18 protein-coding genes are annotated in these 21,330 nt (G+C 70.7%); 4 read left to right on the top strand and 14 right to left on the bottom strand.

What is annotated here, in order from left to right; genetic code table 11:
• Nucleotides 1-137 precede the first annotated feature (137 nt).
• A complete protein-coding gene (locus H7X46_RS20265) occupies nt 138-2,168 on the top strand; it encodes an FAD-dependent oxidoreductase (RefSeq protein WP_255426180.1) in 2,031 nt (676 codons plus the stop codon).
• A 77-nt stretch (nt 2,169-2,245) separates the two neighbouring features.
• Here H7X46_RS20265 and H7X46_RS20260 read toward each other — a convergent pair whose 3' ends face one another.
• From H7X46_RS20260 to H7X46_RS20230, 7 genes are all read right to left on the bottom strand, one after another.
• Nucleotides 2,246-3,040, bottom strand: a complete 795-nt coding sequence (locus H7X46_RS20260; RefSeq protein WP_186360899.1) for a GntR family transcriptional regulator — start codon at nt 3,038-3,040, stop codon at nt 2,246-2,248.
• Nucleotides 3,041-3,184: 144 nt separating this feature from the next.
• Entirely contained in the window at nt 3,185-4,522 is a 1,338-nt protein-coding gene (locus H7X46_RS20255) for an MFS transporter (RefSeq protein WP_370588874.1), read from the bottom strand.
• Nucleotides 4,523-4,661: 139 nt separating this feature from the next.
• Nucleotides 4,662-5,015, bottom strand: coding sequence for a cupin domain-containing protein (locus tag H7X46_RS20250; protein ID WP_186360898.1), 354 nt, complete (start codon nt 5,013-5,015; stop codon nt 4,662-4,664).
• Between the two features lie 89 nt (nt 5,016-5,104).
• Nucleotides 5,105-5,989: a dihydrodipicolinate synthase family protein gene (locus tag H7X46_RS20245; protein WP_186360897.1), complete on the bottom strand. Its 885-nt coding sequence runs from the start codon at nt 5,987-5,989 to the stop codon at nt 5,105-5,107.
• 44 nt (nt 5,990-6,033) lie between these two features.
• Nucleotides 6,034-7,395 (bottom strand): NAD(P)/FAD-dependent oxidoreductase, encoded by a 1,362-nt coding sequence (locus H7X46_RS20240; protein ID WP_186360896.1) that lies wholly within the window; start codon nt 7,393-7,395, stop codon nt 6,034-6,036.
• 22 nt (nt 7,396-7,417) lie between these two features.
• Nucleotides 7,418-8,944 (bottom strand): FGGY-family carbohydrate kinase, encoded by a 1,527-nt coding sequence (locus tag H7X46_RS20235; RefSeq protein WP_186360895.1) that lies wholly within the window; start codon nt 8,942-8,944, stop codon nt 7,418-7,420.
• Nucleotides 8,941-9,633 carry a hypothetical protein gene (locus H7X46_RS20230; RefSeq protein WP_186360894.1) on the bottom strand — a complete coding sequence of 231 codons (693 nt, stop codon included), beginning with the start codon at nt 9,631-9,633 and terminating at the stop codon, nt 8,941-8,943. Before H7X46_RS20230 ends, H7X46_RS20235 begins: the two co-directional genes overlap by 4 nt.
• A gap of 324 nt (nt 9,634-9,957) precedes the next feature.
• Here H7X46_RS20230 and H7X46_RS20225 point away from each other — a divergent pair, with 324 nt between their 5' ends.
• Together H7X46_RS20225 and H7X46_RS20220 are read left to right on the top strand one after the other, a co-directional pair.
• Nucleotides 9,958-10,773 carry a GntR family transcriptional regulator gene (locus tag H7X46_RS20225; RefSeq protein ID WP_370588873.1) on the top strand — a complete coding sequence of 272 codons (816 nt, stop codon included), beginning with the start codon at nt 9,958-9,960 and terminating at the stop codon, nt 10,771-10,773.
• A gap of 34 nt (nt 10,774-10,807) precedes the next feature.
• Nucleotides 10,808-11,776 carry an Ldh family oxidoreductase gene (locus tag H7X46_RS20220; RefSeq protein WP_186360892.1) on the top strand — a complete coding sequence of 323 codons (969 nt, stop codon included), beginning with the start codon at nt 10,808-10,810 and terminating at the stop codon, nt 11,774-11,776.
• Between the two features lie 32 nt (nt 11,777-11,808).
• Here the strand turns inward: H7X46_RS20220 and folD are convergent, their stop codons facing one another.
• From folD to glnT, 7 genes are all read right to left on the bottom strand, one after another.
• Complete coding sequence (gene folD, locus H7X46_RS20215) at nt 11,809-12,651, bottom strand: bifunctional methylenetetrahydrofolate dehydrogenase/methenyltetrahydrofolate cyclohydrolase FolD (protein ID WP_186360891.1); 843 nt, start codon at nt 12,649-12,651, stop codon at nt 11,809-11,811.
• Between the two features lie 13 nt (nt 12,652-12,664).
• Entirely contained in the window at nt 12,665-13,570 is a 906-nt protein-coding gene (gene purU / locus H7X46_RS20210; RefSeq protein ID WP_186360890.1) for a formyltetrahydrofolate deformylase, read from the bottom strand.
• Nucleotides 13,567-14,241 (bottom strand): sarcosine oxidase subunit gamma family protein, encoded by a 675-nt coding sequence (locus H7X46_RS29930; RefSeq protein WP_186360889.1) that lies wholly within the window; start codon nt 14,239-14,241, stop codon nt 13,567-13,569. Before H7X46_RS29930 ends, purU begins: the two co-directional genes overlap by 4 nt.
• Entirely contained in the window at nt 14,234-17,125 is a 2,892-nt protein-coding gene (locus H7X46_RS20200; protein ID WP_255426179.1) for a 2Fe-2S iron-sulfur cluster-binding protein, read from the bottom strand. Before H7X46_RS20200 ends, H7X46_RS29930 begins: the two co-directional genes overlap by 8 nt.
• The gene (locus tag H7X46_RS20195; RefSeq protein WP_186360888.1) at nt 17,122-17,373 is read right to left on the bottom strand and encodes a sarcosine oxidase subunit delta; all 252 of its coding nucleotides are present in this window, start codon (nt 17,371-17,373) and stop codon (nt 17,122-17,124) included. Before H7X46_RS20195 ends, H7X46_RS20200 begins: the two co-directional genes overlap by 4 nt.
• Before the next feature lie 163 nt (nt 17,374-17,536).
• Nucleotides 17,537-18,844 carry an FAD-dependent oxidoreductase gene (locus H7X46_RS20190; protein WP_370588872.1) on the bottom strand — a complete coding sequence of 436 codons (1,308 nt, stop codon included), beginning with the start codon at nt 18,842-18,844 and terminating at the stop codon, nt 17,537-17,539.
• Nucleotides 18,845-18,909: 65 nt separating this feature from the next.
• Nucleotides 18,910-20,262, bottom strand: a complete 1,353-nt coding sequence (glnT, locus tag H7X46_RS20185; RefSeq protein WP_186360887.1) for a type III glutamate--ammonia ligase — start codon at nt 20,260-20,262, stop codon at nt 18,910-18,912.
• 342 nt (nt 20,263-20,604) lie between these two features.
• Here glnT and H7X46_RS20180 point away from each other — a divergent pair, with 342 nt between their 5' ends.
• The gene (locus H7X46_RS20180) at nt 20,605-21,330 is read left to right on the top strand and encodes a FadR/GntR family transcriptional regulator (protein ID WP_186360886.1); all 726 of its coding nucleotides are present in this window, start codon (nt 20,605-20,607) and stop codon (nt 21,328-21,330) included.

Here is a 21,330-nt window from a genome sequence, read left to right as displayed (position 1 = left end):
CGGCCCGCTCTTGGCAGTGTCTCAGCTCATGGTCCGTGACGACGCGGGCAGCGACGGGATCCGGCGAACCACCACGTCATCCCGGGTCCGGCGTCGCCCGGACCCTCGCACCGAACCCGTGTCGCATGGAGGGCCTCATGGCCGACCCGCTGCTGAGCCCGTTCACCATGAAGGGCCTCACCCTCCGGAACCGCATCGTCAGCACCTCGCACGAGCCCGCCTACGCCGAGGACGGGTTGCCGACGGACCGCTACCGTGCCTACCACGTCGAGAAGGCACGTGGCGGTGCCGCCCTGACCATGATCGGCGGGAGCGCGCTGGTCAGCCGCGACAGTGCTCCGGCGTTCGGGAACCTGAAGCTGTGGAAGGACGAGAGCGTCGCCTGGCTGCGGCAGCTCTCCGACGAGGTCCACGCCGAAGGGTGCGCCGTCATGTGCCAGTTGACCCATCTCGGGCACCGGACCAGCAACTACGCCGACGAGTGGCTGCCGGCCGTCTCGGCGAGTGGTACCCGGGAACCGGCCCACCGCGCCTTCGCGAAGGCGGCCGAGAAGTGGGATCTCGACCGGATCCGGGACGACTTCGTCGCCGCCGCGCAGCGGTGCCGGGAGGCCGGCCTGGACGGCATCGAGCTGATGCTCTACGGCCAGTTCCTCGACTCGTTCTGGACGCCGTACTGGAACCACCGGGACGACGAGTACGGGGGCAGCCACGCGAACCGCATGCGTTACCCGCTCGAGGTGATCACCGCGATCCGCGAGGCGGTCGGCCCGGACTTCCTGATCGGCTCCCGGATGAGCTTCGACGAGCAGCGGGAGCCGGGACTGCGGACCGAGGAGGCCCTGACGATCGCCGACGAGGTGTGCGCGGCCGGTGTCGACTTCATCAGCGTCGTCCGTGGCTCCATCGCCACCGACGCCGAGTCCGCCCGGCTGATCCCGCCGATGGGAACCCCGTCGGCCCCGCACCTCGAGTTCGCCGGCGCGATCAAGCAGAAGCTGACCGTCCCGGTCATGCACGCCAGCCGGATCGCCGACCTGGAGACCGCCCGCTATGCCGTCCGTGACGGCCTGCTCGACATGGTCGGCATGACGCGCGCCCTGATGGCGGACCCGCACCTGGTGCGCAAGCTCGAGCGGGGCGACAGCGACCGGATCCGGCCCTGTGTCGGGGCCAGCATGTGCATCGACGCGATCTACCAGACCGGCCGGGCGCACTGCATCCACAACCCGTCCACCGGTCGGGAACTGGAGCTGCCGCACACGGTCGAGCGTGCCGGGACCGTGCGCCGGGTGGCCGTCGTCGGGGCCGGGCCGGCCGGCCTCGAGGCCGCCCGGGTGCTCGGGGAACGCGGGCACGAGGTCACGCTGTTCGAGGCGGGGTCGGCGGTCGGCGGGCAGCTCGGGATGGCGGCTCTGGCACCGCGCCGGCGCGACCTGCGCGGCGTCATCGACTGGCGCCGCCAGGAGCTCGCCCGGCTGGGCGTCGAGGTGCGGCTGAACACCTACGTCGAGGCGGACGACCTGCGTGCGGCGGGTTACGACGACATCGTCGTCGCCACCGGTGGCCTCCCGGCGAAGCCGGACGTGCCGGGCGGCGAGCTGGTCCTGGACTCCTGGGACGTGCTGGCCGAGGAACGCCCGGTCTCGGGACGGGTCATGGTGTACGACGACCACGGCGGTAACCAGGCGCTCGACGTCGCCGAGGCACTCGCTCGCCGTGGCGCGTCCGTCGAGGTGGTGACGCCGGAACGAACCGTGTCACCCGATGTCGGTGGGCTCGTCGCGTCCTTCTACTTCGCCGCGCTCGCCGAACAGGGAATCGACATCGCCGTGCTGCGCAGGCTTCGTGGCGTTGCCAGGAGGGAGGGCGGCGGCTACACGGTCCAACTCGGCATCGACGGCAGTGACTGGTACCAGGTCCGCACCTACGATCTGGTCGTCGCCGAGTGCGGGACGACGCCGCACGACGAGCTGTACACCGAGCTGCGGGCGGACTCCCGCAACGGCGGCGAGGTCCGCCCCGACGACCTCCTCGCGCTGCGGGAGCAGACCGCGGTGTCCAACCCGGACGGTTCCTTCCGGCTGTTTCGGATCGGTGACGCCGTGAGCAGCCGGAACGTCCACGCGGCGATCCTCGACGCCGCCCGGTTGTGCCGGGCCATCTGACGTCGGTACCTGGACCGCGCGGGCGACGTCGTCGCCACCGGGGCCGCGACGACGGGGTAGCCGACAGGGTGCCGTATCTACCGTCCGGGGGTGCGCCCCCCGTGAGGACCCTGCCGGACGAGCTGGAACGTGAGCGCGCTCGCCAGGTGGTGCTCGACGGAGTACGACACGGGTTGCTCGTCCGCGTCGTAGTCCACCTGCCTGATCACCATGCACAGCTCGTCCTCCCCGACACCCAGTGCAGAGCCCAGGGTCGGCCCCGCCTGCGCGGGCGTGAGGGTGGCGATGCCGAACTCCACGTCGATGCCGCAGACCTTGGACAGGAAGGAGTACAGCGACGGGCCGAGCGTGACCGACTCCGAGGGGAGGAACTCGGCCGGGAAGTAGTCGTCGGACACCGTGACCGGGACACCGTCGGCCGTGCGTACGCGGTAGAGGTGGACGACCGGGGTACCGGCCTCGACGGCGAGCCGGTCGGCGACGTCCTGGCCGGCGGCCTCCTGGCGCCATGACATCTCGGCGATCCCGGAGGTCCGCCCGCTCGAGGTGATCATCTGGTCGGAGCCGATGTTGAGGTGCAGGCTGCTCACGAGGGGTCGGATCGAGTTGACATAGGTTCCGGAGCCGTGCCGCCGGTTGACGATCCCGTCGTTCTCCAGCTGGGCGAGCGCCGCGCGCACGGTGACCCGGCTGACGCCGAGCTCGTCGGCGAGCGAGGGCTCCGACGGCATCCGGTCGCCGGCAGCCCAGTCGCCCTGGGCGATCCGTCGCTTCAGGACGTGGACCACGGACGCGGTGACGCTGGGACGTTGCCGGCGCGGGGACGCGGCTCGACCGCCGACCTGGTCCCCGACCTCGGTACTCTCGGACATGCAGCCAGGCTACCTAGAAGTAGGACAACTGTCTTCCAACCAGACAAAACCGGAACGCTCCGAGTGGCCGTAGGGAATTCCCCACGGCCACTCGGAGCGCTTCCGGGAGCCGGATCGGTGCTGGTGAGACGGCTGAGGCCGGCGTCAGTGCGCGAAGCTCTCCGCCGCCTCCGTGAGGCTCTTGCCCCGTGTCTCCGGGGCCAGCCACTGGGACAACGCGGCACCGAGTACGGCGACTCCCGCGGCGGACAGCATCGTGACCGAGGCGCCGAGCGTCTCCATCGAGACCGGTAGCAGGAACGTCCCGATCGCGGCCCCGATCCGGCTGATCGCGGCAGCGAACCCGGTTCCCGCACCGCGGATCTCGGTCGGCAGCACCTCGCCCGGGTAGACACCCGTCAGCGTGGTGTACAGCGCGTTGACGAAGGAGAAGACCAGGAACAGCGTCAGGATCGCGATCGGGGGCGCACCCGCCCAGAGGGCGATGACGGCGAGCACGGCGGCGCCGATCCACTGGGGTGGCACCGTGAGCACCCGCCGCCCGACCTTGTCGATGAGCACGACGCTGGCCACGACACCCGCCACGGCGACCGCCGAGAGGCCCACACCACCGGCGAGCCCACCGCTCAGGCCGTACTGGGCCAGGACGCTGTCGGCAAAGGTGGCGATCGCGAAGTACGGGGTGACGGCGCAGAACCAGAACATCGACGTGAACAACGTCGCCCGCCAGTAGCGACGGGAGAACAGCTCGCGGAAATTGCCCTTCTTCACGTGCTCCTGTTCGATGTCGAAGAGCGCGTCGTCGTCGAGGTATCGGTGGGCGATGGCGCGCGCCTCGTCCTGCCGGCCCTTGCTCCACAGCCAACGGGGTGACTCGGGCATCCCGATCCGGGCGATGAGCAGCGCCACCGACAGCACGGTGCTGGTTCCGAGGATGAGATGCCAATCCAGTCGGACGTACTCGCTGAGGAAGTAACCGATGGTGAAGGCGATCATGAATCCGCCGTAGAAACCGATCGACATGGCGCCGAGCAGGCGACCACGCAGCTTCGCCGGGGCGAACTCGCTCATCAGGGGCCAGCCGACGGCGTACTCGATGCCGATCGCGAGGCCCATGAGCAGGCGGATCGCGATGAGCAGCACCGCGGACTCGGCGAACAGCTGCAGGAACGATGCGACGGTGAACAGGGCGATGTCGAAGGTGAACAACGGCTTGCGCCCGACCCTGTCCGCCAGCCACCCGCCGAGCGGTCCACCGACGAAGATGCCGACCAGCGCGGCGGCGACGACAAGGCCCTCGGTCAGCGCCGAGATCTGGAGATCGTCGGAGAGCGTGTCCGAGACGGGCCCGACGATGCCGAGGATGTAGCCGTCGAGGACCATGCCGCCCAGCAGGACGACGATCAGCCTGATCCGGAATCGTCGTCGCTGGCTCGGGGTGAGCGCGCTCTGCCCGGTGGGCGTGTTCTTTATGGTTGACACTGGTTGCTCCAGTCGGTCCGGTTCAGTGACATGGGACTACCCTGTCCGCGGCCTCGGGCGAGGTCGCTTGTGCATGTGTGGCTCCCGGTAGCCGGGGAGACGGAATCGGCGGCCGAGATGAAACGGTGCGGATGCGCCGTCAGTTCGCGGGCGGCTCGCCCGGTCCGGGGCCGCCCGCCCAGACCATCAGGACGGGCTCGGTGCCCCGGTTGTGGATCCGGTGCGGCACGCTCGGCGGGAAGGCGACCGTGTCGCCGGCGGCAACGGTGTACTCCTTCTCGCCGTCGTCCATGACGGCCTCGCCCGAGACGCAGTAGAAGACCTCCCAGGCGCCGACGTGGCCGGGGTCGACGGCCCCGACGTCGCCGGGGTGGACCAGCGAGCTGCCGAACCAGAAGTCCTCGTTGCGGAAGTACTCGCGGCACTCCTCGGGGCCCTCGTAGAAGGGCGTCGTGTCGGTCTTGCGCACGACGACGGTGGGGGACTCGCTCATGGTTCTTCCTCCTCGCACGTGTTGGGGTAGGGACACCGCGCGGGACCCCGGAGCCGGGTGGTGCCCGGGGCCCGACGCGGTGCGGTCGTTCAGCGGTAGAGCGCGTTCAGCGCGGCCTCGAGGCTGGCCACGTCCTCGGGCGCGAGCTCCTCGAGTGGTTCGCGCGGTGCACCGACCGGCTCGCCACGCAGCCGCAAGCCGGCCTTGACGGCCTGGACGAACGGGACCGCGAGCATCGCGTCGATCACCGGGTAGACCCGGCGCCACTCCTCACGAGCCGTCGCGACGTCGCCGGCGCGGATCGCCCGGGCGACGGCGGAGATCTCTTCGGGTACCACGTTCGCGGCGCCGACCATCACGCCGGTGGCTCCTTCGAGGAGCGCACTGAAGCTGTAGCTGTCCCAGCCCATGATCAGGCCGATGTCGTCGCTGTGGTGATGGATCAGGCGCAGCGCCTGCTCCCAGTCCTTGCTGGAGTCCTTGACGTAGCGGACGTTCTCGATCTCGCGCCCGAACGCCGCGAGCGTCCCGGCATCCATGTTCACGCCGGTCGTGGAGGGGTTGTTGTAGAGCATGATCGGGAGCTCGACCGACCCCGCGACCTCGGTGATGTAGCGACGGACCTCGCCCGGGCTCAGCGGCTCGTAGTACGGCAGGGACAGCATCAGGACGTCCGCGCCGGTCCGTTCTGCGGCTCGGGAGAGACGGATCGCGGCCGAGGTCGTGATCGCACCGGTCTGGGCGACCACGGGAACCCGCCCGGCGGTGTGCTCGACGACGACGTCGAACAAGTGCAGCCGCTCCTCCTCGCTCAGCGTGGTGAACTCGCCGGTGCCGCCGCCGACGACCAGCGCGTCCACCCCACCGTCGACGGAGCGGTCGACGAGCCGGCGCAGCAGGGTGTCGTCGACCTTGCCGCTCTCGTCGAACGGGGTGGCGAGTGCGGTGAGGATGCCACCGAAACTCTCGGTCATGGAATGGGTCCTTTCCGATTCCGGGACGGGATGTCGCCGAGGTGTCAGGTCGTGGGGCGTTGCTGCTGCGTGGACAGCAGGCTCAGTGCCTCCTGGGCCGCCGAGAACCCGGAGTTGATGGCGGTCTCGGTGTAGAGCGTTCCGAGGTAGTCACCGGCCAGGAACACCCGCTTCGACGGCCGGGTGAGGATCGGCTGCAGGTGCCTGCGGCCCGGGAAGCAGTACGGCGACCCGAACTCGAACTTCTCGACGCGGGCCTCCGTGACGATGTCGGCGAAGCCCGGGAAGATGTCGTCGAGCTCGTCGATGTAGGTCTTGGCGATGGCGTCCTTGTCCTGGTCCCAGAGGCGCCGGCCGAGGCTGGCGGGAGAGAAGGTCATCATGCTGCCGCCCCGCTGGCGCACCGCCTCCCGGCCGCGCACGATGTTGCCCTGGTTGAGGGCGACGCTGAACGACTTGTTCGCGACGGCGATGCCGTAGGTGTTGTCGTAGGGCATCCGGCCGGTCTCGTCGGTGAGGAACGCCCCGGCGACGTGCGGGCCGTAGACGATCTTCGACAGGGCCTCGCGGAGATCATCGGGCAGGTTGACCCCGAGCCTGTGGCTGATGGGGGCCGGGGTGGCGAGCACGGCGGTACGCGCCTTGACCTCGTGCGACACACCGTCCTTGGAGTAGCGGACGACGACGTGGTCGGCGTTCTGGACGACTTCGTGGACATCGGCGCCGAGATCGATGCGGTCGCGCACGGACTGGGCGATGCCCTCCGTGAGCGTGGCGGCGCCACCGAGAATGCTGCGGCCCAGCCCCTGACCGATGTTCCAGATCAGGCTGAAGTAGCCGATCCCGGCACCGGCGGAGAGCTGGTCCGGGTCGGCGGCGGACCGGGTGACCGGCGGGAGGAAGAAGCTCTTCTGATCCTCGTTGAGGTGTCCGATGTAGTCGGCGAACGTGCGGTCGTTCTCGAAGTCGTAGATGCGCTGCTGGCGGACCTCGCCGGTCTCACCGGGACGGGACTTGACCGCGCGGGTGTAGCGGAGCACGTCGATTCCGAGCTTGGCGCCGGTCTTGAGGATCGACAGCCGCGAGGACAACGGCATCGGGAACCGGAACGGGTAGGTCTGGACCGGGCCGGTCGTGATGAACTTGCCGTTCATGGCCATGCCCTGCAACGAGCCGGGGATCCGGATCGAGCGGGTGCCGGTCTCCGCGAGCAGCGCGGTGGTGGAGCTGCCCTCTCCGGCGAACATGTGGCCGCCCCAGTTGAGGACGTAGGGGCCGCGCTTCTCGGACATGATCCGGCCGCCGATCCGGTGGTCGGACTCCAGGACCTGGATGTCCCAGTGGCGAAGGCGCCATGCCGCGGACAGACCCGCGAGGCCGCCTCCGATGATCACTGCATCCTTCATCGGACGCTCCTAACGGGTGGGGTTACTTGTCGGCCGGCCGCAGGAGCGGCTTCAGCAGCTCCTGCAGCGTGGTGAACCGGGTGAGCAGCTGCTCGTAGGCCTCGGCGTTCTCGGCCCGGGGCTCGAACGTGCGGTCGTAGTCGACGGCGGACCGCGCGACGGGCACGGCGGACTCCCAGACGCCCGCACCGACGCCCGCGATCAGCGCCGCCCCCCGGCACGCCGCACTGCCGGCACCGCTGAGGGTGCGCACCGGCAGCTGGGTGGCATCGGCCTTGATCTGGCACCAGGCGTCGCTCTTCGAACCACCGCTGAGCGAGATGATCTCCTTGACCTCCACTCCGAGGCCCGCGGTGGAGTCGATCATTCGCCGCAGCACCATCGCGACGCCCTCCATGATGGCTCGGGCGAGATGCTGCTTGCCGTGGGCGAGGGTGAGCCCGAAGATCACGCCGCGGGCGTTCGGGTCCAGGTCGGGCGGCCCCGAGCCCTGCAGGTGCGGCACGACCACGAGGCCCTCGCAGCCCGGCTCGACCTCGGCGACCTCCTGGTCGATGAGGTAGTAGGCGTTGATGCCGCAGAGCCGCTCGATGTCGGCCTCGCTGGCACAGAACTGGTCGCGGTACCAGCGCATGACCATGCCGCCGGTGGAGAAGTTGTGCAGCATGTACTGGCCCGGTAGCGCCGCGGCGAAGCAGGGCACACGACCGGAGGGGTCGAGCGAGAGTTCCTCGACGATGGTCACACTCGCGAGCGCCGAGCCGGTGCTCTCGGAGAAGATGCCGGGGACGGCGTTGCCGATGCCGAGGGCGCCGCACGCCTGATCGAGGGCACCCACCGACACGGGCAGCCCGGCCGGCAGCCCGAGCTCGGCCTCCGCGGCCGGGCCGACCTTCCCGACGATCTCGCCCTGGGCTGCGATCTCGGGCAGCTGGTCCTCGGTGATGCCGAGGAACTCGAGCATCTCCGGCCAGTAGCCGCGGGTGTTGATGTCCCAGAGGATCGTCGAGCACAGCAGCGAGTCCTCGCTGACGAGGCGACCGGTCAGCTGGTGGACGAGATAGTCCTTGAGCAGCACGAACTTCGCCGTGCGGGCGAACAGGTCCGGCTCGTTGCGCTTCAGCCAGAGGATCTTGGCCGCCGGATAGATCGGGTCCATCGCGACCTGCCCGGTCGTCGAGTGGATCGTGGAACGTCCGAAGTGCGCCTCGATGTCGTCGGACTCCGCGGTGGCCCGGTTGTCCATCCAGACGATCGCCCGGCTGATCGGCTCGTCGTTCTCGTCGAGGCACAGCAGCGTCTCGCCCTGCGCGGAGAGACCGAGGGCCGAGAGCGCGTCGACGGGGACGGCGCCGCCCTGCAGCAGCCGGCGCACCGCGAGCGCGAACGTCGTCGTGTAGGTGCCCGGTTCCAGCTCCACGTGGCCCGCCCTGGGGGTGAGGAGGGAGTACTCCTCGGTGTGGCTGCAGATCTCCGTTCCGAGGTCGTCGAACACGGCGGCCTTGATGGCTGTGGTGCCGACGTCCACGCCCAGCACGTACGAGGTCATCGGTTCCCTCCGCTGATTCCGGCATCGATCTTGATGAGGTGTTCGAGGTTGTCCCGGAAGGATCCACCCGGACGGAAGGCGCCCTCGAACAGCGCGCCGCCCATCGTGTATCCCGACGGGCCGATCTCGTGCATCTGTGCGATGCGCTCGACCGAGTTGACACTCCCGGCGAGGATGACGTTCTCGCCGCCGAGCTCCTGCACGATCTGTTTCGCGAGCCCGATCTGGTCCGCACCCGCGTAGCGGAACGCGACGAGGTCGACGCCGTCCGCGCCGAGCTCGCGGATCCGCCGGGCGTCCTCGACGACCTCGGCCGGCGCCCCGGTCAGCGCGATCGGCGAGCCCTCGACCCGGCCGCAGAACGGGAAGTAGCGCATCCCCGCCGCCTGCGCGGTCTCGCTGACCGCGGGAGAGAAGCGGCCGCCGGTGAAGTACTCGATACCGCAGTCGACGGCCAGCGCCGCGGCCTCCGCCAGATCCTTCTCGTCGAAGCGGACGACCTCCAGGACAGGAGTCTTGCCGGCCTCCCTGAAGTCGGCGACGAGCTGCTCCATCTCGCGGCGCTCGAGACCGACGTCCTTGAACCCCCAGTACTGGACAGGGAGGTCGGCGCAGGCGCGGAAGCGGTCACGCGCGTCGGCCACGGTCACGTCGTGGTGGGTCAGCATCACGATGATGTTCGGTGTCACGGGGTTGTCACTCTCCGGATTGCGGAAATCAGCTGGGGTGGATCGAGGAGACGCCGGAGCGGGAGCGGCCGGTCGTCCGACCGCTGCGACCGTGGGGGCCGGATGGTGGAGACGCCCTCCGATCACGGTGCGTCCGGCTGCGGAGCAGGTCTCGTCCGTCCACCGTGCCTCCCTCTGCGACGTTGCCCGGGGCTTCCGCCAAGTGGTCCGAGTGATCTCATCGGATCTAAGTTGTCCTACAACTTGGCGAGCAGGACTGTAGAGTGACCGGCACGAAGGTGTCAATACCCCGGTTTCGGGCGCTTCAGTTGTCTTGAGCTATGTATGCTGTGGGACATGCCGGTGCCATGTTCCGCCGGGCGGGACCGCCCACGGGGGACCGTGCGGGCGCGCCCGTGTGGCGGTGCGGCCGCACGGGCCGCCCGGGTGCTCCGGCAGTGGTTGTCGGACGACGCCTGGTCGGCAGGTGAGCGGCTGCCGTCCGAGCCTGCGTTGGCCCGGCAACTCGGCGTCAGCCGGGTGAGTGTGCGTGCTGCCCTGGCTCAACTGCAGAGCGAGGGACTGGTCAGCAGGCGCCACGGGTCGGGCACCTACGTCAACTCGGTCCGCCCGCTCGTGCGCAGCCTGCATCACAACGTCGGTTCCGACGAGCTGATCACCTCTGGCGGTTGCGTCGCGGGGGTCGCCGAGCTGTCCTGGCGTCAGGAACGGGCGGACCGGGACGTCGCGGACCGTCTGGGCATCGAGATCGGCGCCCCGGTCGTGCACCTGAAGCGGGTGCGCACCGCGGACGGCGCGCCGGTCACGGTCTCGCACGACTACTTCGCAGCCTCACTGCTGCCCGACCGGCCGATCACCGTCGGCCCGTCGCTCTACGAGTTCCTCTCGACGGTCTGCGGTGTCGACGTCGCGTTCGGCGTTGCGACCCTCGAAGCGGCGTTCGTCGGAGACCACGCGGCGGTCTTCGGGGTCGCCGCCAGCGAGCTGTGCCGCGTCATCCGGCAGGTCGACTACGACGCGGCGGAGCACCCGGTCTCGTACTCGATCGAGTACCACCTCGCCAGCGCGTTCGAGTTCCGGCTCGTCCGGCAACGTCCGGCGAGTGCTCGTGCCGTGTCCGAACGGCCGCCGGTCCGGTAACCGGCCGGCGCCGACATCTCAGGAGGATCTTCAGGTGATCGAGCTCGGTTTCGAGCAGCTCAGGTCGTTGTGCCTGGCGGCCGTGCGTGGTGCCGGCGGCGACGAGCGCACGGCGACGGCGTTGACCGACGCGGTGCTCGCCGCCGAGCGGCGCGGGAACTCGCCTGTCGGAGTGGCCCATCTCGTCGACTACCTGGACGCGTTGCGGGCCGGTCGGCTCAACGGCACACCGGAGCCCGTCGTCCACAACCGGCGCCGGGCGGTCGTCACGGTGTCCGCGGACGACGGGGTCGCCCAGGTGGCGTTCGTGGCCGCGCGATCTCTGCTGACCGAGGCCGTCCGGGACTGCGGGGTCGCGGTGCTCAGCATCAGCGACAGCTACCCGGTCGGCGAGCTCGGCTACTACACCGCCGCGCTCGCGGAGCAGGGGCTAATCGCCCTCGCCGGCGCGAACTCCACTGCTCTGATGTCGCTTTTCGGTGCGCGGGACGCTCTGACCGGTACGAACCCGTTCTCGTTCGCGCTGCCCGGCAACCCCGTGCGATTGATCGACCAGGCGTCCAGCACGGTTGCCTGGGTGCGGATCCGGGATGCCGCCGCGGAGGGCCGCCCGATCCCCGCCGACTGGGCGCTCGACGCCGACGGCAACCCCACGACGGACGCCCGGGCCGCGCTGCAGGGTCCCGTGCTGCCCTTCGGGGGAGTCAAGGGCAGCAACCTCGCCCTCACGATCGAGCTGCTGGCGGCCCTGTCCGGCGGGTTGTTCTCCGTGGACTCGCCGGACTTCGCGTCCGGGGACCGGCCCCCGCGGCTCGGGATGTTCCTGCTCGCTCTCGACCCGGCGGCCTTCGACGCCGGCTACCTGCAGCGGGTCGAGGAGCATCTCGGCCGGCTGCGGACCGGGTACGGGATCGACTTCGGCCGCTACTACGCAACGGTGGACCGGGTGGTCCTGTCGGACGAGCTCGTCCGGCGGCTCGAGGACGCCGCAGGACAAGCGTAGGCCGGCACGACCGGGCCCGTGCCGAGGCCTCCTCACGAGCCGGCGGCGAGCTCCGCGGCGCGCAGGGTGTTCTGCAGCAGCATCGCGATGGTCATCGGCCCGACGCCTCCGGGTACGGGGGTGATCATGCCGGCGATGTCGATGACGGCGTCGGTGTCGACGTCGCCGCACAGGCCTGTCTCGAGGCGGTGCATGCCGACGTCGATGACGATGGCGCCGGGTTTGATCGCGTCCGGTCCGATCATGCGGGGGATCCCGGCGGCGGCGACGAGGATGTCGGCCCGGCGGGTGATTTCGGTGAGGTCGCGGGTGCGTGAGTGGCAGGTGGTCACGGTCGCGTTTTCGGCCAGCAGTAGCTGGGCCTGGGGTTTGCCGACCAGGGCCGAGCGTCCGATGACGACGGCGTCGGCGCCCTCGAGCTTGACCCCGGCGCGGGCGAGCAGGTGCATGACTCCTGCCGGGGTGCAGGGCCGCAGGCCGGGGCGGCCGAGGGTGAGCCGGCCGGCGCTGAGTTCGGTGAGCCCGTCGACGTCCTTGGTCGGGGGGATGCGGGCGATCAGTGGGGCGGGGTCGAGGTGGCGGGGTAGGGGTAGTTGGAGCAGGATGCCGGTGACGGTGGGGTCGGTGGCCAGGTCGTCGATCACGGTGGTCAGCTCGTCCTGGCCGATGTCGGCGGGTAGGTGTTGGTGCAGGTCGCGCATGCCCAGGCGGGTGCATTGCTTGCGCTTGCTGGCCACGTAGATGGCGGATGCGGGGTCGTCGCCGACGAGCAGCGTGGCCAGGCCGGGTGGGGTGTCGAGCGCGGCGACGCCCCGCTCGACCTCGGCGCGGACCTCGGCGGCGGCCGCCTTGCCGTCGATGATGTCAGCGGTCATCGGGGATTCGCTCCTAGAACACGATCGTCGAGTTGCCGTCGAGCAGGACGCGGTCGTCGCAGTGCCAGGCGACGGCACGGGCCAGGACGAGCCGTTCGATGTCCGCGCCGCGCCGCCTGATCTCCCGCACCGTCTCCCGGTGCGTGACGCGGGCGACGTCCTGCTCGATGATCGGGCCCTCGTCGAGGTCCTCGGTGACGTAGTGGGCGGTCGCCCCGACGAGCTTGACGCCCCGTTCCTTCGCCCGCTCGTAGGGGCCGGCCCCGGCGAAAGCCGGCAGGAACGAGTGGTGGATGTTGATCGCGGGCACGCCGAGCCGTTCCAGCATGTCACCGCTGAGCACCTGCATGTACCGGGCCAGCACGACGAGGTCGACCCGGCCGTCGAGAAGCTCGAGCTGCTGCTGCTCGGCGGCCGCCTTCGTCGCCTTGGTGACGGGGATGTGCGCGAACGGCACGTCGAACCCGGCCACGTCCTTCTCCAGGTCCGGGTGGTTGGACACCACCTGGACGATGTCGACGGGAAGCTCGCCGCGCCGCCACCGCCAGAGCAGGTCGAGCAGGCAGTGGTCGAACTTGGACACGAACAGGGCGACCCGCTTGGGCACCTCGGCGGAGCGCATCTCGAACGCCATGTCGAACCGCCCGGCGACCTCGCCCGCGAACTCCCGCCGCAGCACCGGGAGCCGCTCCGCCAGCCCGTCGATCCGGAACACGATCCGCTGGAAGAACCGCCCGCCCAGCGGATCGGACGTGTTCTGGTCCGACTGGACGATGTTCGCGCCCCGTCCGTGGAGGAACGCGGTCACTGCCGCGACGATGCCCGGGCCGTCCTGGCAGGACATCAGCAGCCGGCAGTGGTCCCTGGACGAGTCGTCCTGGTCCCAGGAGGCCGGGCGCACCGGAGTGCCCTCGCTCATCGGGCCACCTCCTGCCGGACGGTCATGGCGTCGAACCCGGTGACCTCGATGCCGAACTCGGCCCCGGCGTCGAGCAGGGCCTCGCACAGGTAGCGGCCGGAGGAACGCTCGCAGTGCAGCAGGTAGGAGACCTCGCCGCCCCGGTCGTCACGAACGACGTCGGTGACCACCTTGGCGACCGAGGTACGCAGCGCGGCCCCGTCCGGGGTCACCTGCTCGCTCAGGTCGATCCCGCACACCTTGGCGAGCATCGCGGCAGCCGACCGGCCACGGATCCGGACGAGCGCCCGGCCGTGGGTGAGGTCGAGGACGGTGACGAACTCCCCGGAGCTCGCGAGGGTCTCCTCGAGGTGGTCGCGCAGGGCGTCCCCGGTGCCGGGGGCGCCCAGCACGAGCCACTCCCCGGGGCCGGACCCGACGACGAGGACGGTGCCCGTGGGGGTGTCGATCCGGGCGGTGCGGCCGAAGCCGGTGCCGAGCGCGGTGTCGGTGGCGCCGCCGAACGGTGCCCGCACGGTCACCTTGGCCAGCGGCGTCTCGTCGCTCAGGGTCAGGGCGGCGGTACTGACCCGGGCGCTGACCTCCCAGCCGTCGCGGAGGTGCGGGTCCGGCGGGGCGATCGGGCTGCGGGCGACGACGGTCGTGCCGCCGGTGGAGTTCTGCTCAGACACGCTGACGCTTCCCCTCGGGGTCGACGTGGGTGTGTGCGGTGACCGTGGCCGTGATGTCGCTGCCGTCGAGCATGCGCACGGTCACCGTGGTGCCGGGCGCGGCGAGGTCGGGGTCGACCTGGCCGAGGCAGATGGAGCGGCCGAGGGTCGGTGACATCCGGCTGGACGTGATCCGGCCGGCGATCCGGCCGTCGGACCGGATGATCTGGCTGGCCTCGGCCGGGACGATCGAACCGTCCACGGGCTGCAGCCCGACCAGCCGGGGGTAGCCGCCCCGCCGGGCCTGCTCGGCGAGTTCGGGCTTGCCGACGAAGTCGTCCTTGTCCAGCTTGATCAGGCCGTCGATGCCCGCGGTGAAGCCCTGGGTGAGACCGTCGGTGTCCTGGCCGACGATGAAGTGGCCCTTCTCCAGGCGCAGGATGCGCTGGGCCTCCACCCCGAACGGGGCGACGCCGAGGTCGGCCCCGGTCTCCATGAGCTGCTCCCACACGTGCAGGCCGTAGGCGGCCGGGACGTGGACCTCGTAGGAGAGCTCGCCGGTGAACCCGATCCGCCACAGCACGCAGTTCGGGACGCCGGCCACGGTGCCGGTGCGGACCTGCATGTAGCCGAACGCCTCCGGCGAGAGGTCGACGTCGGTGAGCCGCGCCAGCAGGTCGCGCGACTTCGGCCCGGCGATGTTCATGCTCGCGTAGGCGGTGGTGACCGGGGTGACGTGGACCTGCCAGTCCGGGTGTTCGGTCTGCAGCCAGCTCTCGACCCACTCCCAGACAGTGGCCGCGCCGGAGGAGGTCGTGGACATCAGGTAGTGGTCCGGGCCCAGCCGGCCGGTCACGCCGTCGTCCATGACGACGCCGTCCTCGGCGCACATCACGCCGTAGCGGACCTTCCCGATGTCGAGCTTGGACCACTTGTTCGTGTAGAGCAGGTTGAGCAGCTTCGGCACATCCGGCCCGCGGAGGTCCAGCTTGCCGATCGGTGTCACGTCGATGATCCCGACCGCCGACCGCACGGTCCGCACCTCGGCGGCCGGGTCGCCGTAGTGCTCCGGGCGGATCCACTGCCCGGCCACCAGCGGCGTGGCGCCACGGTCCTCGTGCCAGCTCTGCATCGGGGAGTACCGCACCGGCTCCATCGGACGGCCGGCCAGCGCCCCGAGCGTGACCGGCGCGTACATCGGCCGCCAGGTCGTCGTGCCGGTCTCGGCGATCGTCCGGCCGGTGGCCTCCGCCAGGATGGCGACCGTGTTGACGGTCTCCAGCTTGCCCTGGGCCGGGCCCATGGTCACCGTCGTGTAGCGCTTGGCCAGCTCGACCGAGTCGTACCCCTCGCGGACGGCGGTGTGCAGGTCCTTCGCCGAGACGTCCTCGGAGAAGTCCACGAACCCACCGGTTCCGGCGGAGAACAGCTCCGGGTGCCGGGCGGGCGGCAGGTCGGGGATCGGCACCGGACCGGCAGCGGCCTCCGGGGCGGGGGACGGCGCGGTCGGGACCTCCGACCGGGTCCGGGCGATGCGGGCGGCCCGGCGGGCGGCCTCGCGGCCGACCGCGGTGGCGTGCTCGACCAGCGCCCCGGCCGGACCGTCTCCGACGATGCCACCGGTCGGCAGCACGGAGTCCGGGAGCCGGGCCGGGTCGGGGAGGAAGCGTGCCGCCCCGGGGTCGTAGACCGGGTTGTCACCGGACTGGTTGAGCAGCGACGTCGGGGCCGTCCACCCGACCGCGGTCACGAGCAGGTCGGACTCGATCCGCCGGCCGTCGGCCAGCTCGACGACCTGGAGCCCGGAGCGGCCGTGCGCCCGGGCGACGCGTTCACCGCGGCGGGCGTCGACCACCGCGGCGACCTCGACCCCGGCACGGGCGAGGTCCTCGGCTGCCGCATCACCCTGCTCGTTCGCGGTGAGGACCACGGCCCGCTGCCCGGGCCGCACGCCGTACAGGTTGACCAGGCGCCGGGCCGCGCCGGAGAGCATCACCCCGGGCAGGTCGTTGCCCGCGAACACGTACGGCCGCTCGATCAGCCCGGGCGCCGCCACGAGCGTCTTCGCCCGGGCCTTGATCAGGCGTTCGTGCACCCCGGGGACGTTGCGCTGCACGATCGGGACCCAGTTGTCGTCGTAGCGGGCCAGCGCCACCGAGTCGGTGAGCACCTCGATCCCGGGCTCCGCGGCGACCTGGGCCCGCAGCTCGCGCAGGACCGCCTGGTCGGCGGGCCCACCCCAGCGCAGGTGGCCGCCGAGCTCGTGCTGCTCGTCGACCAGCAGCACCCGGGCGCCGGCGCGGGCGGCGGCCACGGCGGCGGCCATACCGGCCGGACCACCGCCGGCGACGACGACGTCCGGGTGGGCGTAGCGCTTGTCGAAGTAGCCGTGCTCGGTGTCCGGCGGGACCTCGCCGGCGTGCACGAACTGGCGCAGCACCTTCTCGTAGGTGGGCCAGAGCCGTTCCGGCTTGATGAAGGTCTTGTAGTAGAACCCGGTGGCCAGGAACCGGCCCGCCAGCCCGTTGACGGCCTTGACGTCGAACTTGAGCGACGGCCAGGTGTTCTGCGAGCGGACGTCCATCCCCTCGGTGACCAGCCGGTGCGCACCGCGCACGTTGGGCTCGTCGCCGACCTGGACCATGCAGCCCGGGTCGAGGTAGTCGGCGGTGAGCAGGCCGCGGGGACGGTGGTACTTGTAGCTCCGGGAGAAGATCCGCTCCCCGGCCGCGGCGAGCGCCGAGACGATCGTGTCGCCGGGGTGCGCCGAGTACGGTTTGCCGTTCCACCGGAACCGCACCGATCGACTGCGGTCGATCACCTGCCCGTCGTGCGCGCCGATCCGCATCGGAGTCGGCGCCGTGGTCGCCGTGCCCCGGGACCGGGTGGTCGGGTTCACCGTCATCGTGGGCCTCCCGTCGCGCGGACCTCGTTGCTGAGCGTGTTCCGTTCGACGGTGAAGAACCGTCGGCAGCCGGCACCGTGGTACCAGCCCTCGCGGGACCACCCGCACGGGTTGTCCTGCAGGTAGAGGTAGCTCCGCCACTCGTCGGTCGTGGTCGTGGTGGGATCGGGGCGGGGACCGGACTCACCGGTGAAGCGGAACTCGCCGGCGCTGCGCGGTCCGCACCACGGGCAGGGCAGCAACATCATGTCTGTCGGTCACTCTCTGGAGGAGGAGTACGGATGGTTTCAGCGGTGGCGGGGTAGCTCGGTGCCGATGCTTCGGCCGTCGGCCGCCCGGCCTCAGTGCTGATGCTTCGGCCGTCGGCCGCCCGGCCTCAGTGCTGGTGCTTCGGCCGTCGGCCGCCCGGCCTCAGTGGCCCACGGCGGCCGCGCCCTTCTCCCCGACGAGCCGTCCGGCGAGGAACCGGTCGAGGCCGAACGCCGAGATGATCTCCGGTGGACGCCGGTCGGCGATGCAGGCGGCCATGGCCTCGCCGGCGACCGGCCCCGCCTTGAACCCGTACGTGCCCCAGCCGACGTCGACGTAGAAACCCTCCACATCGGTCGGTCCCATGATCGGCGAGTAGTCAGGGGTCATGTCGCACAGGCCGGCCCACTGGCGCAGCAACCGCATCTTGGACAGCGGGGGCATCAGCTCGAGAACGTGCCCGGCGATCCCCTCGGTGAACTCCAGCGAACCGCGGATCGAGTACGACGCGAACGGGTCGACGCTCGCACCGAAAACCAGCTCGCCCCGGTCGCTCTGGCTGACGTAGACGTGCAACGTGCCGGACACGACGACCGTGTCCAGGAACGGCTTGACCGGTTCGGTCACCGCCGCCTGCAGGGGGAAGGTCTGCACCGGCATCTTGACGCCGGCCATGTTGGAGATCAGCGTCGACCAGCCCGCGGTCGCGTTGAGCACGATGGGGGTGGCGATCCGCCCGCGGGTGGTCTGCACCCCGGTGACCCGGCCGTGTTCGACGTCGATCCCGGTGACCTCGGTCTTCTGGTGGATGTGCACCCCGTGGGCGTCGGCGCCGCGGGCGTATCCCCACACCACGGCGTCGTGTCGGATGATCCCGCCCGGCGGGTGGTAGAGCGCACCGAGGATCGGGTAGCGCGTGCGCTCCGAGGTGTCCAGGTAGGGCACCAGCTCCTTGATCTTGTCCGGGCCGATGACCTCCGAGTCGACGCCCTGGAGCTTGTTCACCTCCGTGCGCCAGTGCATCGTCCGCAGCGACGAGTCGTTGTGCGCCAGGGTGAGATGGCCCCGCTGCGAGAACATCACGTTGAAGTTCAGGTCCGCGGCGAGGTGCTCGTAGAGCTTGACCGAGCGGTCGTAGAACCGGACACCTTCGGGGGTCAGGTAGTTCGAGCGCAGGATCGCGGTGTTGCGCCCGGATCCACCGCCGCCGATGTAGGACTTCTCCAGCACGGCGACGTTGCGGATGCCGTGGTTCTTGGCGAGGTAGTAGGCGGTGGCCAGGCCGTGCACCCCGCCGCCGATGATGACGGCGTCGTAGCTGGACCGCAGGTCGTGGTCGTGCCACGCCCGAGGCCAGTCCGACCCGTCGAGTCCGCGGCGGAACAGGGTCCACGCCGAGTAGTCCCGCAGCCGGCTCGGCCGGTGACCGTTGCCGTTCTGTCCGTGGGCGCCGTTGGTCGAGGTGACCACGTCGTTCCTCCTGCTGATCGTCCGAGCCGCGGGGCACGGCCGGGTTCACGGGTCGTGGCGGGTGGCTACGCCTGGGTGAGGTACCGCTGGAGTTCCCAGTCCGAGACCGCGGCGTGGTAGTCGTCGAACTCCTGCTGCTTGACCGCCGCGAAGTAGTCGATGAAGTCCCCGCCCGGGATCTTGCCCAGTGCGGTCCGCAGCACGTCGTCCTGCACGAGCTCCTCGACCGCGCGGTCGAGCGTCTTGGGCAGGTGCTGGATGCCGCGCTCGCGCACCTGGTCGGTGTCGAGGGTGAAGAGGTTGTCGTCGACCGGCGGGCCCGGGTCGAGCTCGCGGTCGACACCGTCCAGCCCGGCCGCCAGCAACGCCGCCGACGCCAGGTAGGGGTTCGCCGAGCCGTCGACGCCCCGGTGCTCGATCCGACCGCCCTCCGGGATCCGGAGCATCACCGTGCGGTTGTTCCCGCCGTAGGCGACGTAGGCCGGCGCCCAGGTCGACCCGGACGTCGGCGCACCGACGCCGATCCGCTTGTAGGAGTTGACCGTCGGGCAGATCAGCCCGGCCATCGACCGGCCGTGCTCGAGCAGGCCGGCGAGGAAGTGGCGGGCCGTCCCGGACAACCCGTGCGGGTCGTCGTCGCCGGCGAACACCGGCTCGCCGGCCCGGGTCCACACACTCTGGTGCAGGTGCAGGCCGTTGCCGGTCACGTTGCTGAACGGCTTGGGCATGAACGTCGCGACCATGCCGGCGTCATGGGCGAGCATGTGCACCATGTACCGGAAGAAGATCGCCCGGTCGGCGGTGGTGAGCGCGTCGGCGTAGTGCCAGTTGTTCTCGAACTGTCCGGTGCCGTCCTCGTGGTCGTTCGCGTAGTTGCCCCAGCCGAGGGTGTTGAGATGCCGGGACACGGTCGAGAGGTGATCCCACATGCGGGTCAGCCCCTTGACCTCGTAACACGGCTTGGTGGAGGTGTCCAGCGGGTCGGCGAACTCCAGCCGGCCGTCTGCGCCCCGGCGCAGCAGCGAGTACTCGAGCTCGATCCCGGTCTTGAACACCCACCCGCGCTGTTCGGCGAGCTCCTCGAGCTGCCGACGGAGGATCACCCGCGGCGAGTACGGCCACGGCGAGCCGTCGACGTGCGGGTCGCAGTGCAGGACGGCAACGCCCGGCTTCCACGGCAGCGGCGTGTACGACGCCGGGTCCGGCACCGCGCAGATGTCGGGATCGGACGGGCACTGGCCCAGGTCGCCGGCGGCGTAGCCGGCGAACCCGGCGCCACCGTCCATCAGCATGTCGAAGGCGGAGAACGGGATCGCCTTGGCGCACGGCTTGCCGTGCAGGTCGACGAACATCGCGAGGAAGAACTCGATGCCGTCCGCCGTGGCCCGTTCCCTCAACTCTTCGCGCGGATCACCCATGCCAACTCCATTGTCTCGCTTCGGTTCCGCGGCCCCGTCGTCACGGGCGGTCGAGGCCCGGTCCGCGCGACCCCGCCGGCCCGGGGCGAGCGGTCGCCGTCGGGCGCCGGTGGCTCCCGTCCGACGTTCCGCATCCGCATCGGCCGGCGCTCCACGCGGAGCGGTCGGTCGGTCGGTCGATTGCAAGGTGTTGTCTTAGGACCATTGAGAGGCAACACGCCACGGGCCCGGATGTCAACCCCGTCACACCTGGCCGGTCACCGCGGGCTTGCGCGCTGCGCCGGCGCCGTCCGGCGTCCGAGCGAGGGCCTGGCCCTGGCCGTTCCGGGTACCCTCCGCGGCATGCAACGAGTGGTGACGTCGACGACTCTCGCCCAGGCGGTCGCCGACCACCTGCGCAAGCTCATCCACCGCGGCGAGGTGGCGCCCGGGGAGCGGCTGCCGGCGGAACGGGAACTGGCCGAGCAGCTCGGGGTGGCCCGGATCAGCCTCCGTGAGGCGATCAAGCAGCTCCGTGCCGACGGCTACGTCGAGGTGCGCCGGGGCGCATCCGGCGGAACCTACGTCACCGAGCTCCGCCGCCCCGCCGAGGCCTGGCGGGCGCGGATGCGGGCCCAGGTCGGCGAGATCGACGACATCCTGGACTTCCGTATCGCGCTGGAGACCGAGACCGCCGTGCTCGCGGCCCGCCGCCGGTCCGCGTCCGACCTGGCGGCGCTGCGGGTGGCCATCGACGCGCTGCACGGTGTGAACGACCGGACCGCGTTCCGCCAGGCCGACTCGCGGTTCCATCTCGCCCTCGCCCGGGCGGCGCGCAGCGAGCGACTCGCTGACGCCATCCAGACCTCGCGCGGCGAGCTGTTCAGTCCGCACGACCTGCTGCCCTTCGACGAACCGGTCCAGGAGACCCTGCAGGACCACGAACGGATCTACGACGCGGTCCGGGTGCACGCCGCCGACCGGGCGGCCGAGGCCATGCGCGAGCACCTCGAGCACACCCGTGAGCAGCTGCGATTCATCGTGTTCGGCGGCGAGGACGAGCCGGAGCAGGCCCGGACCGCGACCTGA

This window comes from Pseudonocardia sp. C8 (assembly GCF_014267175.1).
In the GTDB taxonomy this organism is placed as follows: domain Bacteria; phylum Actinomycetota; class Actinomycetes; order Mycobacteriales; family Pseudonocardiaceae; genus Pseudonocardia.
Note: the sequence above shows the minus strand (reverse complement) of the source record. Positions and strands in the feature narration are given on the sequence as shown.